This is a genomic window from Deltaproteobacteria bacterium (genome assembly GCA_016874775.1).
GTDB lineage: Bacteria > Desulfobacterota > Binatia > Bin18 > Bin18 > VGTJ01.
The window spans coordinates 15771-31146 of the sequence record VGTJ01000003.1 but is presented as its reverse complement, the minus strand read 5'-3'; the positions used below and the strand labels follow the sequence as shown (position 1 = coordinate 31146).

Annotated in this window: 15 protein-coding genes and 1 pseudogene; 13 read left to right on the top strand and 3 right to left on the bottom strand. The window is 52.7% G+C overall.

The features are described from left to right. Positions 1-174 precede the first annotated feature (174 nt). From FJ147_00890 to FJ147_00870, 5 genes are all read left to right on the top strand, one after another. Positions 175-621: a VOC family protein gene (locus FJ147_00890; protein MBM4254433.1), complete on the top strand. Its 447-nt coding sequence runs from the start codon at positions 175-177 to the stop codon at positions 619-621. A 129-nt stretch (positions 622-750) separates the two neighbouring features. Then, positions 751-1830 carry a methyltransferase domain-containing protein gene (locus tag FJ147_00885; protein ID MBM4254432.1) on the top strand — a complete coding sequence of 360 codons (1080 nt, stop codon included), beginning with the start codon at positions 751-753 and terminating at the stop codon, positions 1828-1830. Between the two features lie 67 nt (positions 1831-1897). Beyond that, positions 1898-2977, top strand: coding sequence for a class I SAM-dependent methyltransferase (locus FJ147_00880; GenBank protein MBM4254431.1), 1080 nt, complete (start codon positions 1898-1900; stop codon positions 2975-2977). Positions 2978-3003: 26 nt separating this feature from the next. Further along, complete coding sequence (locus tag FJ147_00875) at positions 3004-3405, top strand: RidA family protein (GenBank protein MBM4254430.1); 402 nt, start codon at positions 3004-3006, stop codon at positions 3403-3405. A gap of 70 nt (positions 3406-3475) precedes the next feature. After that, positions 3476-5224 carry a hydantoinase B/oxoprolinase family protein gene (locus FJ147_00870; GenBank protein ID MBM4254429.1) on the top strand — a complete coding sequence of 583 codons (1749 nt, stop codon included), beginning with the start codon at positions 3476-3478 and terminating at the stop codon, positions 5222-5224. A gap of 27 nt (positions 5225-5251) precedes the next feature. Here the strand turns inward: FJ147_00870 and FJ147_00865 are convergent, their stop codons facing one another. Together FJ147_00865 and FJ147_00860 are read right to left on the bottom strand one after the other, a co-directional pair. Then, complete coding sequence (locus FJ147_00865; protein MBM4254428.1) at positions 5252-5638, bottom strand: type II toxin-antitoxin system VapC family toxin; 387 nt, start codon at positions 5636-5638, stop codon at positions 5252-5254. Next, entirely contained in the window at positions 5635-5880 is a 246-nt protein-coding gene (locus FJ147_00860; GenBank protein ID MBM4254427.1) for a type II toxin-antitoxin system Phd/YefM family antitoxin, read from the bottom strand. The genes FJ147_00865 and FJ147_00860 overlap by 4 nt, the downstream gene beginning before the upstream one ends. Positions 5881-5933: 53 nt before the next feature. On the opposite strand from FJ147_00860, the gene FJ147_00855 reads away from it, so the two are divergent. The 8 genes and pseudogenes from FJ147_00855 to FJ147_00820 all read left to right on the top strand — a co-directional run bounded on the left by FJ147_00855 (position 5934) and on the right by FJ147_00820 (position 13405). Then, positions 5934-7985: a hydantoinase/oxoprolinase family protein gene (locus tag FJ147_00855; protein MBM4254426.1), complete on the top strand. Its 2052-nt coding sequence runs from the start codon at positions 5934-5936 to the stop codon at positions 7983-7985. Between the two features lie 90 nt (positions 7986-8075). Further along, positions 8076-8456, top strand: a complete 381-nt coding sequence (locus tag FJ147_00850) for a glyoxalase (protein MBM4254425.1) — start codon at positions 8076-8078, stop codon at positions 8454-8456. Between the two features lie 296 nt (positions 8457-8752). Next, a complete protein-coding gene (locus FJ147_00845; protein MBM4254424.1) occupies positions 8753-9220 on the top strand; it encodes a hypothetical protein in 468 nt (155 codons plus the stop codon). Between the two features lie 53 nt (positions 9221-9273). Then, on the top strand, positions 9274-10047 hold the full coding sequence (locus FJ147_00840) for an SDR family oxidoreductase (GenBank protein ID MBM4254423.1): 774 nt from the start codon (positions 9274-9276) through the stop codon (positions 10045-10047). 1 nt (position 10048) lies between these two features. Next, entirely contained in the window at positions 10049-10831 is a 783-nt protein-coding gene (locus FJ147_00835) for an SDR family oxidoreductase (protein MBM4254422.1), read from the top strand. 165 nt (positions 10832-10996) lie between these two features. Next, positions 10997-12133, top strand: a pseudogene (locus tag FJ147_00830) (acyl-CoA dehydrogenase). 94 nt (positions 12134-12227) lie between these two features. Then, on the top strand, positions 12228-12713 hold the full coding sequence (locus tag FJ147_00825; GenBank protein ID MBM4254421.1) for a hypothetical protein: 486 nt from the start codon (positions 12228-12230) through the stop codon (positions 12711-12713). A 218-nt stretch (positions 12714-12931) separates the two neighbouring features. Then, complete coding sequence (locus FJ147_00820; GenBank protein MBM4254420.1) at positions 12932-13405, top strand: hypothetical protein; 474 nt, start codon at positions 12932-12934, stop codon at positions 13403-13405. Between the two features lie 59 nt (positions 13406-13464). On the opposite strand, the gene FJ147_00815 is transcribed toward FJ147_00820, so the two are convergent. Then, entirely contained in the window at positions 13465-15351 is a 1887-nt protein-coding gene (locus tag FJ147_00815; protein MBM4254419.1) for a hypothetical protein, read from the bottom strand. Positions 15352-15376: the final 25 nt, after the last annotated feature.

The window sequence follows — 15376 nt, the reverse complement described above, 5'->3', positions numbered from 1 at the left end:
GTCAGCGTAAGAAAGCGATCAGCAGTCAGCAAGACCTAAGAGAAGGGCTACGGACCGTAGGCTATGGGCTTTAGGGCAATCCCTACAGGCTGAAGCCGGAAGGCTGTAGCCTTTTTCTTTTTTCTGAAAACTGATAGCTGAAAGCTGACAGCCCATAACAAAGGAGGACCCGCCATGTTGAAGAAGCTATTTCACGTCAACGTCTGTGTACGTGATATGGAGCGCTCGATTCGCTTCTATCAGGCGCTTGGTTTCAACAAAGTCAACGATTTTACTCTCGACGATCCCAGCGTTGGTGATGCTCTGGGAATCAAAGCCAAGAAACTCCGTGGTGTGTTCATGCGCTTGGGGAGTGATGAGAATGCGCCGGTGCTTGATCTGGTGCAGTTCATCGATCCGCCGACCCAAGGCCAGCCGTATCCAACCCTCAATAACGTCGGGATCTGCCGTATCGCCTTCACGGTTGATGACATCGACAAAACCTACGAGCAGCTCAAAGAACTCAAAGTCGATTTTGTCGCGCCGCTCAAGAAGATCGATGGGCCAGGTGGCTCCAAGATCGGCGTCGTGTGCTTCAAAGATCCGGATGGGACGATTCTTGAGTTGATTAGTGGCATGTAAAAAAGGCTTCAGACTATAGGGAAGAAAAAGAGAAGTAGGGTGGGCATTGCCCACCTTTTCTCTACGGGAAAGAGATACTCAATATGCAGTGGGCGCTGCCCACACTACTTCGGAGATCGGAGAGAGGGGATGGCAACAGAGCGTCCAATCGATCCAGCGAAAGTCAAAGCCAGTGGTGAGCGCGTGTTTGGCTATCTCAAAGGGATGGCTATATCAGCGATGATCTATCTCGGCGATAATCTCGGTCTCTATCGTGCAATGAATGGGGCGGGACCGTTGAGCAGTGAACAACTGGCACAAAAGACCGGTTTGCATGAACGCTGGGTGCGAGAGTGGATTCGTGGACAGGCTGCGGCAGGGATCATCGATTATAAAGGAAACGAACAGTTTGAGCTGGCGCCGGAGATGGCCATGTTTATCGCCGACCCCGACAGTCCGAAATTGGCCATTGGGATTTTTAGTGACTTGCCACAACGCATTGCCGTCGTGGAACGGCTTCCGCAATCATTCAAGACCGGTATCGGTCTGAATTATGACGCACGCGGACCAGAAGGCGCGGTTGGTATCGAGCGCGTGTTTGGCAACTGGTTCCGCTTTTCCCTCGTGCCGGTCGTCTTGCCGAAACTTGAAGGTGTGACCGATAAACTCAGGGCTGGGGCGACGGTGGCGGATATTGGCTGTGGAGCAGGGATGGCGCTCATTGAAATGGCCAAAGCGTTCCCTCACTCGCAGTTTCACGGGTATGACATCTCCAAACATGCACTCGCTCGTGCTGAAAACAATAAAGCTAGCGCTGGAGTGACGAACGTGACCTATCATGATGCGGCAGTTGATCGGTTGCCAGCCACGAACAGCCTGGATTTTATCACTACCTTTGACTGCATTCATGACATGACCCATCCAATGGAAATGATTCAGGCTATTCGCAAAGCGATCAAGCCAGATGGCACATGGTTTATTGCCGATCCGAAGAGTGCGCCAACCTTCGAGGAAAACTTAGAGAAGAATCCGATGACCGCCTTGATGTATTCGTTCTCAGTGATGGGCTGCATGTCGTCGGCGCTGTCTGAACCGGGTGGAGCTGGGCTCGGGACGCTGGGATTCAACGAAGTCGTCGCGCGACGCATGACCGCGGAAGCGGGCTTTACTCGCTTCACTCGCCATGACTTTGAAAATCCGCTCAATGCGTATTATGAAGTGCGACCATGAAGAGAACGCAGAACGATGAATGATGAACGAGGAACGGAACACAGCGGATAAGAGGAGGTAGATTCCCATGGCTGACCCGCAAGCGGTCGACAAAGAAAAAGTGAAAGCATTAGCCGAGCAGGTGTTTGGCTTCCTCGGCGGTACGGTCATTTCGGGAATGATCTACCTTGGTGATCGTATGGGGCTCTACCAAGTCCTGCAAAGCTCAGGGCCAATGACGAGCGAGGAATTAGCCAAGAAAACCGGCCTGAGCGAACGTTGGCTCCGTGAATGGTTGCAAGGGCAAGCGGCAGCTAGATTGATTGATTATCAAGGGAATGGTCGGTTTGCGCTCTCGCCCGAAGCGGCGCTCGTCTTAGCCAATGAAAATAGTCCTGCTTTTATTGCAGGCGGCTTCTGTGCGTTACCGCAGTGGATGGCTGTCTTAGAGCGGTTGCCTGAATCATTCAAGAGTGGACTTGGTCTGCCATACGATGCGTTCGGACCAGAAGGGGCGCGCGGAGTCGAACGTTTATTCGCTCCGTGGTTCCGCACCCAACTGGTGCCCGTGGCTCTTCCGCGACTCGACGGCGTGGTTGTGAAACTTGAAGGTGGGGCGAAAGTTGCAGATGTAGGTTGTGGTTCAGGCATAGCGCTCATTGAAATGGCCAAGGCGTATCCTAAGGCATCATTCCATGGCTACGACATTTCTACGCATGCCTTAGCTCGCGCTGAGGAGCACAAGGCAAAAAGTGGGGTGCGGAATGCGACGTTTCATAATGTGAATGGCGATGCGCTGCCAGAAGATGCAAGTTTTGATTTCATCACCACTTTCGATTGCATTCACGATATGCCGAATCCCGACTCTGTCATTCGTGCGATTCGCAAAGCGATACGCAGCGATGGAACCTGGCTTATCGCCGACATCCACGGCAAAGGCACGTTTGAAGAAAATCTTGCGGAGAACCCGATGGCTGGGATGATGTACGCCTTTTCTGTACTGAGCTGTATGTCGTCATCCCTCTCTACCCCAGATGGCGCAGGACTCGGAACGCTAGGGTTTAGTGAACCCGTCGCCCGCAAGATGACGACTGCTGCAGGTTTTACCCGTTTTCAGGCCAAAGATTTTGATAATCCCTTTAACGCCTACTACGAAGTACGACCATAGTCCGTCTAAGAAAGAAGAGTGCGAGTATGGAAAAGAAATTTATCAATCCGCCGACAATCGCGACCCCGCGTGGCTACACACATACTGTGACAGCAACGAGTGGCAAGATGATCTGGATCTCCGGTCAGGTTGCCTTCAATGCCAAAGGAGAATTGGTTGGCAAGGGCGATCTGCGAGCGCAAACCACGCAAGTGTACGAAAACTTGAAGAGTGCTTTGGCTGCCGCTGGAGCGACGACTGCGGATGTCGTCAAGGTAAATACCTACGTCGTTGATTTTAAACCGGCGGACTTGGCGATTATTCGCGAAGTACGCGGACAATACTTCCCGTTTGAGAATATGCCTGCGAGTACGTTAGTGGGTGTTCAGGCGTTAGCGTTTGAGGGATTGCTGATTGAAGTTGAAGTGGTAGCGATGGTGAAGGAATAACCTCACCGCGAGTACCCTCACCCTAGCCCTCTCCCTTCGAGGGAGAGGGGATTCTTGAGAGGAATGAATTATGGCGCGGACCTTTGATCCGATTCTTGTCGAAGTGATTAAAAACGAACTGGCTGCGATTACCGAAGAGATGGCGATTGCGGTGTGGAAGACAGGCCGGTCGGCGATGATGAAGACCGGCGACTTTGCCACGGCTCTGTGTGATGGCCAGGGGCGCTTGATTGGGCAAGGGTACGCCGCGCCGTTTCAGTTGGCGTTCTTCATTGAGATGATGCCGTACATCATCAAGAAGTACGGCAAGAACTTCAAACCTGGCGATGTAATTATCACCAATGATCCATATGCTGGTATTACCCACATGCCAGATGTGGCGATCATTGCACCGGCGTTTTGGAAGGACCAACTGGTTGCCTTCACGTTGGCGTATTCGCATCACACCGATATTGGCGGGCGGTTCCCTGGTGGCTTTAGCAGTCAGTGTACGGAGACGTTTGAGGAAGGCTTACGCTTGCCGACGCTCAAACTGTATGAAGGCGGTAAACGTAACGAAGCGCTGGTGGAAACGATTATGGCAAACGTACGAGTCTCCGATGAGTGGATCGGAGATGTCGAAGCCAAGATCGCTGGCTGCTGGCGTGGAGAACGCGAGATTTGTGCCTTGCTCGATAAGTATGGCTTAGAGACGTACGAATCATCGTGTGAGTATTTGATTGATTATGCAGAGAAGGCCACGCGGACCGCGCTGAAAGCGATTCCCCCAGGTGAATATCACTACGAGGATATTTTTGAGGACGATGGCTTTGGGAGCGATGGTATCGCGATGCCACTCAAAGTGACGTTGCGAGCAGAAGGCGAAACGTTAACTGTCGATTTCACTGGTACTGCTCCACAAGCACGCGGTGCAATCAATCTGCCATTGAGCATGGCCAAAGCCACGGTCTTTGGCACGATCAAGAGTATTGTTGGCATGGACGTGCTGACCAATGTTGGTTTTGTGCGACCCATCACAGTGATCGCTCCCGAGGGAACGATTGTGAATCCGCGTTTTCCTGCTGCTGTCGGTGGACGTGCGCCATTATTCTTCCGTGTGTTCGATGTGTTGTTCCGTGCACTGGCCAAAGCGCTACCGGATCGCGTGCCGATTCCTGGTGAAGGTGGTGATGTGCTGCATTTCACTGGGCAGAAAGCGGACGGCAGCAATTTCGCGGTCATGGACATTTACTTTGGCGGCTGGGGTGGACGACCACGAAAAGATGGCATCGATGGTGTTGCACCGATGTCCTTTGGTTCGTACGGCACGATTCCTGCCGAGCTCCTTGAACGTGAGTATCCCCTCGTTGTTGACGGCTTTGGCTATGTACCTGACACAGCAGGAGCAGGAAAATATCGTGGCTCGTTATCAATCTACAAGCAATGGCGGTTCCTGCGACCTGGACACGTTATGGTGCGCACCAACAGATTGTTACGTGCCTCCGATGGTATGGCTGGTGGACGGCCTGGATCATTGTCGAATAACATCTTGAATCCAGGCGACGAAAACAAAGAGTTACCCCGTAAAGCGCACATGCACATGGAGGTCAAACCCGGCGACCGGATCTATCACGTGATCAGTGCTTCCGGTGGACATGGTGATCCGTGGGAGCGCGAGCCTGAGAAGGTGCTGGCGGATGTGAAGGATGAGAAACTTTCGATTGCGGCTGCGCGTGAGCATTACGGGGTAGCGATTAATTCAAACGACCTGAGCCTTGATTGGGAGAAGACCGCGAGGTTGCGGGAGCAGCGGCGCACTCCCGTTGCCGCTGCTGATTGAAATGGTGGAAAATTCCTAGGGGAGAGGCTACCAGATAGTATGGACTGGGTATTGGGTAATCTGCGGGTCAGGGGTTAAGAGCGTCATCCCATGAACGATGGTTTGACAGACCAACATGCGATCAAATGGGTCTTTATGTGGTGTGGGTAACTTCCCCAGATAGAGGGAAGCCTCTTCCTCTAGTGGCAGAGAAAGAATGCCATGCTTGGTTCTTTGAGCAGGGACGTATTGTTCTGGCGCTGCGGGAAGAGGAAGTTTGCCGAGAGCATATTTGACCGCGATTTCCCAAGAGCAGACCACGCTGAGGTATACCTCGTGCTCGGCTGCAGAGAATAACTCGCGTGCGCGTTGAGACAAATCTGGAGCGTCGGTGATAATCCACAGAAAGGTGCAGGTATCCAAGAGGATCTTCATGAGTCCTGACCAGAGAATGCATTGAGAATGTCGTCGGGCAACGGTTCAAAAAACTCAGGAGGCACGATAAATTCTCCCTTTGCTAATCCAATTGGACGCTTGCGCTTCTTCTGAGGTGGGAGTGGGCGAATCTCGGCAATCGGGACGTTCCGCTTACATAAGAGAATCGACTCTCCTTTTTCTAACAGCGGAAGATAGCGAGAAAGATGGGTTTTTACTTCATGAAGATTGACTTTTTTCATGCCTCAATTTGTAAGCTGACACGAGAACGAAGTCAATTTTGCCAGAGGGGCTTATGCGCGTAGGTTTCGATATCGGTGGCACATTCACAGATGTGATTGTTCTTGGCGATGACGGTCGTCTTACGACCGCGAAGGTGTTATCACTGCTTGATCGCGTTGGTGAAGATATTGTTGCCTGCGTGCAACGCTCAGCACCGAATGCCAAGGTCGAGAGTTTTGTCCATGGCACGACCATCGGCTCGAATGCGGTGATTGAGAATAAGACCGCACTGACTGGTCTCATTACGACCAAGGGGTTTCGAGATGAATTGGAGATGCGCGGTCAACGACGACCGAACATTTATGATGCCTCATGGGATCGCTTGCCACCGCTGGTCCCGCGTTCACTCCGTCTTGAGGTCAACGAACGTGCCCTCGGTGATGGCAGCATCGAGAAGCCGCTTGATCCCAAAGAAGTACAAGCAGTGATTCGTACACTGCTCGATGCGCATGTTGAAGCCATTGCTGTCGCTCTGGTGAATTCCTACCTGAATCCCAGCCACGAGAAACAAATCGGTCAGCTCATTGCTGAGATTGCCCCACGTATGGTGGTGTGTTTGTCCTCGGATATTCACCCTGAGATTCGTGAATATGAACGTACCAGCACGACGGTTATCAATGCCTCGTTGATTCCTGTGGTCGACCGCTACTTGGATCAGTTAGAGAAGCATCTTTCTGCGTATAGTAAGCGCGTGCTGATTATGCAGTCGAACGGTGGCATCATGACCGCACAGGGAGCGCGGCGGCGACCGGCATATATGATTGAATCGGGACCAGCCGCCGGTGTGTTGGCTGCTTCACGTTTAGCTGCAGAAGCAAAGCTCGATCAGGTGCTGTCATTTGACATGGGCGGCACAACCGCAAAAGCCTGTCTCATTGAGAATGGTGTTCCATTGGAAAAGTCTGGTGGTGAAGTGGGCGGCGGCGCTACCATGACCACTCGCCTCTTTGGTGGCGGTGGACACGCACTGCGAGTTCCCTCACTTGATATTGTTGAGGTCGGCGCTGGAGGTGGGAGTGTCGCATGGATCGATGACGGTGGGGCGCTGCGGGTTGGACCACATAGTGCTGGGGCTGATCCTGGTCCGGTCTGTTATGGTCGTGGTGGACAAGAACCAACAGTGACTGATGCCAACGTTGTACTTGGCTATATCAATCCTGAGGCGATTGCTGGATCGACATTACGGATCAATCGGCAAGCCGCAGTGGACGCGATTGAACAGCAGTTGGCCTCACCGATGAAAGTGGATGCATTTCGTGCGGCGTATGGCGTGACGCAGGTCGCCAACGCCACAATGATGCGGGCCCTGCGTGCCGTTTCGACTGAGCGCGGACGTGACCCGCGTGAGTTTACGCTCGTTGCCTTTGGTGGCTCTGGGCCAGTCCATGCCGTCTCACTAGCAGAGAGTTTGGGTATTACCAAAGTACTGGTGCCACTCTTTCCGGGGCTTTTTAGTGCACTTGGCTTGTTGCTGGCTGATTATCGCCATGATTATATTCGGTCGATTGCCACGGCGCTCGACAAGGTGAATCTTGAAGATTTGCAACGTCAGTACGAATCGATGGAAGCGGTAGCGCGCGCCGAACTTTTAGAAGAGGGGGTTGCCAGCGACGCGATTCGCTTCGAACGACAAATCGATCTCAAATATGGCTATCAGGTGACCGAAATGCCGCTGATGTTCCCCCCAGGCGGGACCAAAGATCTACGTGGAGAACTCACGCGAATGTTCACCGACGCCCATCGACAAGCGTTTGGCTATGATAGCAACGATGCCATTGAAGTGGTGAACTTGCGGCTCCGTGCTCTTGCCGTCGCAGGAAACTTACGCTTCTCGGATTTGATTAGTCGCGTTGACGGACAGCCGTCATCGAGCTCGCACGCGCGTGATGCCTACTTTGGACCAACGCATGGCGCGCAACGCACGCCGATCCGTCGCCGAGCTGATATTACTTCGGAACAAGCAGGTCCACTCATTGTTGAAGAGCCGGACACGACCGTTGTGGTACCGCCGGGATGGAAGGTAAGTCGAGATGAACGAGGAAACCTGCTGCTGAGAAAAGCGTGAGCCTGTGTACCTCTTGTTGTCAGTTCTATCGGCTGGTAATCTTCAGCCGTTTACTCTCATGATTGCTCAGACAAGAAGGAGGAGTGTCCCGTGATTAAACTAAAATCTATTCGTCATACTGGGGTCCCGGTGATGGATGTCGACAAAGCCCGTGAATTTTACAGCAGCATCATCGGTTTGAAGGAAATTCCGCGACCAGAAATCAAAGGCATTCCTGGGATTTGGTACGAGTGCAACGGTACGCAGGTACATATCATTGGCCAACGCAACGAAATGGCTGCTAAGGGGCTTCCGGGCATCGGGACGCATCTTGCCATTCATGTTGAAGATTTCGAAGCGGCAAAGAAAGAACTGACAGAAAAAGGAATCGAGTTCCAAGAATTCATGCCGCCTCCACATATTGGCAATGCGCCGGTACTGTTTGTGAAAGACCCAGACGGCAACGTTGTGGAACTGCGAGCAGAAGCGTAACCGTCAGTAACGAGTCTCGTTACGTGAGAACCTCACCCTCAACCCCTATCCATAACCAAGAATGTTTGACACTTGCTATGCATGTATAAAGAGGGGGGCCTTTCTCCCCTGTGGGGAGAAGGACAGGATGAGGGGGGAAAGCGTGGGGTGGCTGACTGCGTGGTGCATCACCCTCACCCTAGCCCTCTCCCTGGTAGGGAGAGGGGATGGACAGCAGCCCCTTGTCGATGGTCAAGTTTCGTGCCGAACAGCCTTGTCTCTATAATTGGAGAGGGAGGAGAAGAGGTGCAACGGGTATGCGCATCGAAATTTATCCCAAACCCGATGGCATGCAGCATATTAACTTTATGTTCCATGCCGAAGAGCAAGAGCCCGAAGATCTGTGGGTACTCGCGCAATTGAGTGAATTCCCGGTTCCGCCGAAACGCACGTTGCAATGGGAACGTGAAGGAAAAGAGTATACCGTCTGGCAGTATGGTCAGTGCGTTGTCGGTAACGTGATGTTTTACATCGAGAAACACAAAGGAGTCGTCGATAAGATCCGTACCGTGTGTCATGACGAATTGAAACAGGCTGCACTGCCACGAGGGGCTTTCAATGAGCTCGTTTCCCAAGTTGCGTTAGCACTACAAAAAGATGCCCGATTTATCGTCAATGGAAGTGGCGAGTTGGCTATCGACGTTGACGAGACGAAGGTGCGTGAGCAGGTGGAAGCGAAGTTGGCTGAGGCAAGAGAAATTCGTGAGAACAACGCGACAACGTAACTATTTCCACGCAACACGTAACACGGTACGGGAGGCGTGTTGCGTGTTGCGTAATGCGTGAAGCTGGAGGTTTCGTGTCAGGAGTCGAAGGAAAAATAGCCTTTCTTACCGGTGCGGGTTCGGGGATCGGACGAGCCTCAGCGCTGGTATTGGCGAAAGGTGGGGCGGATGTCGCTGTGTGTGACATCAATATGGCTGGTGCTGAAGAAACTGCACGACAAGTGCAAAGCATCGGTCGTCGAGCGCTGGCGTTACGGGTAGATGTCACGTCGCTCAGTCAAGTCGAGCAAGCTGCCATACAAACCAAGAGTGAACTCGGTCCGATCGACATTCTGCTCAGCAATGCTGGTATCGCCGAACAAGTTCCGTTTGCTGAGATGACCGAAGCGCAATGGGATCGCATGTTCAGTGTCCATTTGAATGGGACGTATCATTGCTTTCGAGCGGTCCTGCCTGGGATGCGTGAGCGCAATTGGGGACGGTTGATCAGTACCTCATCGATGGGTGCACGTACTGGTGGGGTGCGACTTTCGCACTATTGTGCTGCGAAAGCCGGAATTGCGGGACTGACAATCGCTATGGCAAGTGAATTGGCACGAACGGGAATAACGGTGAATGCGGTTGCTCCTGGTGTGATTGACACACCTATGGTGCATGAGAGTCCGACGCAATGGGTCGAACGCATGACTAAGACCATTCCCATGCGTAGACTAGGTAAGCCCGAAGATATTGCCTACGCGGTTGCCTATCTGGCGTCCGAAGAAGCCGGGTTTGTCACTGGACAAATTCTGAGCCCTAACGGTGGCTCGTACATGAAGTGGTGCTGACATGCGACTCAAAGGAAAAGTAGCCTTAGTGACCGGCGCTGGCTCGGGATTGGGACAAGCCACAGCCGAGTTGTTTGCCCAAGAGGGCGCAAAGGTCATCGTTGCCGATATTAGCCAACGACGCGCTGAAGCCGTGGCCGCAGGGATCAATGGTACCGGAAAACGCGCCAAAGCGGTTGCTGTTCGTGGTGATGTCTCGAAAAAAGAGGAAGTCGATGCGATGGTCGCCGAAGGAAAGAAGCGCTTCGGTGCAGTCAACATTGTGGTGAACAATGCGGGGATCGCACAGATTAAAAACTTCCTCGACATCTCGCCAGAAGAATGGCAGCACATGATCGATATTCACATCAAAGGCACGTTCTTGTGCACCCAGGCCGTGATCAAGGATATGATTGCGGCCAATTGGGGTCGCGTGATCAATACGGCATCGGTTGCTGGTATGGAAGGCGGTCCCCAGAACTCGCACTATGCGGCGGCCAAAGCGGCGATTATCGGGTTCACGCGCTCGTTGGCATTAGAGTATGCGCGCAACAATATCACCGTGAACGCCGTGGCTCCGGGATTGATAGATACCCCGATGGCCCGTGGTGCTGGAGCTGGGCAGAGCGGGACTATGGATGAAACCAAAGCCGAGCAAGTGCGGCAATTCTTCTTGCGTCGGATTCCTGCGCGACGCCTCGGCCAGCCCATTGATATTGCGACTGCGCATCTGTACTTGGCTTCGGATGATGCCGCGTATGTCACTGGACAAATTGTGAGCCCCAATGGTGGATATGTAATGTAAGACCAGGCTATAGGCCGTAGGCTTCAGGCTTCAGGGAAAAAGAGAAAAACGTAGGGGCGGCCCCGCGTGGCTGCCCAAGGAAAAGGCATTCACCTAGGGCTGCCCCTACAAAACACGATTAAAAGGATACTTCCCTTGACGACATTAACCGCCCCGTCTCGCTACTTCACTGCCGAGCACGACATCTTTCGTGAGCAAGTGCGCAACTTCGTCAACAAAGAGCTGAATCCCAATATGGATGAATGGGAAGAAGAGCAGTTGTTCCCAAAATCGTTGTATCGCCGCATGGGAGAACTGGGCTTTCTTGGTATTCGTTATCCTGAGAAATACGGGGGCAGCAATGGCGATATCTGGATGACTGTCGCCTTTACCGAGGAACTATGTCGTGCGCGTGGCATGGGGCTGCCCATGAGTGTGCTGGTGCATACGGATATGTCCTCCACTCATATTGCGCGCTATGGCACCGAAGAACAACGGCAGAAATATCTGATGCCGATGATTACCGGCGAGAAAGTGTGTGCGATCGGTGTGTCTGAACCGGCGGCGGGGTCGGATGTCGGTGGTATTCAGACGACTGCGGTGAAAGATGGGGACTCATACGTTATTAACGGCTCGAAGATTTTTATCACAAACTCAGTCCATGCTGATGTTTTTTGCGTAGCCGCCAAGACTAACAAAGATGCCGCGCATAAAGGCATCTCAATGATTATTGTCGAACGCGATACCCCAGGATTTCGCTTAGCCAAAAAATTAAAGAAACTTGGCAATAATTCCTCAGACACCGGTGAATTGATTTTTGAAGATGTCCGGGTGCCGCGCAGTAATTTGATTGGTGAAGAAGGCAAGGGTTTCTATTACATCATGGGAAATTTTCAAGACGAGCGCCTGATCGCTGCGTCGATGGCAGTGGGAGCTGCGACCCAGGCCTTAGAGGATACCCTGCGCTATACACGCGAGCGGCGCACGTTCGGCAAGCGAGTGTTTGACCATCAAGCCCTTGCGCATCGTTTGGCAGATCTCGCAACCGAGTTAGAGGCGGCTCGACAGTTGACCTACTATGCGGCTGATGTCCTGCAACGAGGGGGAGACTGCAGCACTGAAGTATCGATGGCCAAGCTATTCGCGTCCGAGATGGCCAACCGAATGGCGTATCACTGTTTGCAACTTCATGGTGGTTATGGTTATATGCAAGAGTTTCCGATCGAGCGTTTCTTCCGGGATATCCGGTTGAGCCCGATTGGGGGTGGAACCTCCGAAATCATGCGCGACATCATTGCGAGACGGGGGCTGGATAGGGATTAGCATTCGTTGGTGATGATCCCGTTGTGTGGTGGTGGTATGATGACGTCCCTCTTGCTCATGAGAAGAGTGGGGGTGGTGGAGTGGGGAGGAAAACATGGGAAGAGTGTTGGAGGTAGAAGTCCCGCTAGATGTCTTTAGTCGTCGAATTCAACCCTTTGGGATTGCCCTTGCTGAAGTAACGTGGCGGGTAAAAATGTTCACTCACGATGGTGTGGTCCTAGCGGCGCTTCATCTTGAAGAGCCTAACCTCATCATCGCTCTTTCCTTCTGGCCTCAAGCAGAACTGGCTCGCCGTTGTTTCAAGGGAAATTTTGAAATCAGTCTGGTTGCAGTAAGCGCACCTAGCAATAGGGTCCGTATGGACGTACAGCTAAATGCGACAACGGTAGAAGAGTTGTTTGTTGCTGCCGAGCTGATCAATCCTCGCCCGACACGAGCAGGCGTGCGTCGGGCGGAAAAGCACTTTGCTGAATTTCTCAAGAGTAGCTTTCCGGATATGACAGTGGTATGGGCGGATTCCTATCGGTGGCGAGAACGTCGACGAAAAGTCGAGGCCTCTACTCCGATACGTGTGGGGTAAATCCATAAGGAAAAGGAGTCTTCTGCCGTAACGGGATGGGACGGTCGCCGATGTTGGCTCAAGTCACATGCCGTGTATTTCTCAACGATCGCGGGGACTCGTAGCTGCTTGACCGAGCCACTGATGAACGATACCGGAGACGGTATTTGCAACTTTCCATTCTTCACTGTTTTCAGTATAGTGTCCCGGCTCAGAAAACCGCGTTAAAGGAGGTTGTCATGACCGACGAAGAACTCAAAGAGAAAATTAAAGAAGTGATACTAGAGATGGGTATATCGAGTGGGCATCGTGAGATGACTGTAGAGGACGTGGCCGCAATTCAGCCAGGACTCGCGCGGATCATGCCCGATGTCGGTATTCGTACCTGGAAGTTGTACTATGCGGCCAAAGAAGGTCACTGGGCGTTAGCGAACTTTCAATGGAAAGAAATTAAGGAACTCATGGAGTTAGGTGCGTTCACCCGCCCCAAACATGAAGATGCACTGAACCAATTTATGGCCGAAGATTGGCCGCCGATTGGCAAAGCTATTGCGGACAAAGATTTTGCGGCGTTTGAAGCCGCATTCCATAAAGCGGTAGACCAGGCCAATGCCTACCACGAATTGAAAGACAAACCGTATATTCGCTGGAAACTCCCCGACACCCCGCCCCCAGACTTGGAAATGGCACCGCGAGGGAAGAAAAGCAGTTAGTGCAAGAGTCACACGAGAAGAGAAAAGGGCAGGCGGTAACGACCTGCCCTTTTTTATGGTTACGGTGTGGGGTCAGATAGATTTTCCGCATCGAGAAAAGAGGGCCGCGAACGAGATTGGTCGTGGCCTGGAAAGACAGTGTCGGTGGAGGTCGTGCCACCTCTCGTTAACGTCTTTACTCCCCAACGCGCATAGGAGCCACGCGCGTCGACATGAATAAAGGGGCCGTGGCTTGAGGTCTCGCGGTAGCGGGCTAATCCTCCCAGCATGACTTTCTGCAGACGTGGCTCTGTCGTGCTCTCGATGATTTGATAGATGACATCAGCATCATGGGCGTCGACGACTCCATCTTGGTTGAGATCGTCCATTTTTCCATCGCGTGGCTCTTCATCGATAAAGATATCTGCTGCATCGCCCCAGAGGTGCCGACTGTACGTCGTACGATTGCCGATCGCGCGATTATAATAGGGAGTGCGGTAGCCACTCATGATGCTAAACGTACGGGCGCGATACCCCCGCGCATTGACCATTTCGAGAAGCTGCTCAAGCGTCGCAAGAAGACGGGGATCTAAGATCATATACTTAGGATAGCCGCTCTCTTGTTTGCAGAGGAATTGACGTAAGCGAAAATGGGGGCTCACTAAGGTGTTCTCGTTTTCTGGGGTGATTTCGATCAGCCCTCGTGGAGGAACATACATCGGTAGCTGTCGCAGTGCCTCAGTGGGATACTGGCCAATACGGTAACCGTTGAGATAGCCATCGTGCACCTGTTCTCGTGGAATCATGACGAACACATTGAGAGTGATGCTATTGCGAGAGCGAGCGTGCACGATCTTTACCGGGTAGAGTCCTGCAGTTGTCGGCGCAAACCAACGCCATCGTCGTTGCGCAAGCAGACGTTCCGATCCCAATGCACTGTGAATCGTATATTCGGCTTTCTTTTGTGAGTCGAAAATCTCGACGAATATCTCATCTCCTGGCAGTACGAACACACTGTTAATACGATAGTTCAAGCGGTCGTCGTTCACCGCCACTGCGAACGGGGCCCGTTGGGCTGAATAGGCCGCTTTCTCTTTTGCTGAGCTATCGTCTTTTCCCAGGCGCTGTGTTGGGCGATGTTCGACGAACGTAATAGTGCCGGCGTTCCGTGCTGGTGTTGGCGCGGAAACAACAGGGGAGCGACTTTCGTTTGCGTTTCGCACCGATGAAGATACAACGTTGACTATCGTTTCCTGTGGCTGAGGAGGCACGAGTACTGGTGCTAGCGGTGGTTGCACTGGTCCAGCAGAGGTTGGCTGCGCAGGTACCGGTTGCGGTGCGCTTGTGGTTTCGAGGACAAGGGAAGGTGAGGGGTCCCTGCTGTTTTCGGGTGGAGCCGCTGGGATCGCCGATTGCACCACCGGGGAAACGGATTTCCTTGGGAACTCACCGACATTTCTGTGCGGTTGTGGCAATGCGAGTTTCGCCTCAGGCGCTCCCTTTCTCTTTGGTGTACGCTCGTTTATCACAGGGAGTGCAATGGTTGTCTTGACCAATGTGTGTCGCTTGGTCTCTTTGAGAACCGTAACATAGCGAGTATTCGTTTGGTGCTGTTGGGGGAGGGAAAGCTTGGGCTGCACGGCCCTTTTGGCCGTTCCCTGGTCAGTGGTCTGTGATCGTAGTTGTCGTTTCTCTCGAAGGGAGGACGCTGTCGTTTGTTTCCCCTGAGTTTTCTCGCTTGTGAGTTCTCGTTGGCTTCGCTGAGGGGGGCGGCGGGAGGTGTCCACCTCTGTCCCTCTTTGGGAGCGGGCAGTGGGTTTCGCTTTGGTATTCGTCGGTTTTTTAGGGGCGTGTTTTTCTGTTGAAGGAGTGGAAGGTGACTTAGCCAGTGCAGGATGAGGAACTGAGACAAATAAGCATAGGAGCAACACCTGCCAATTGTATTGAACCCTTTTTTTGTTCTTCATACATGCTCCTGTCTTTTGACAATAT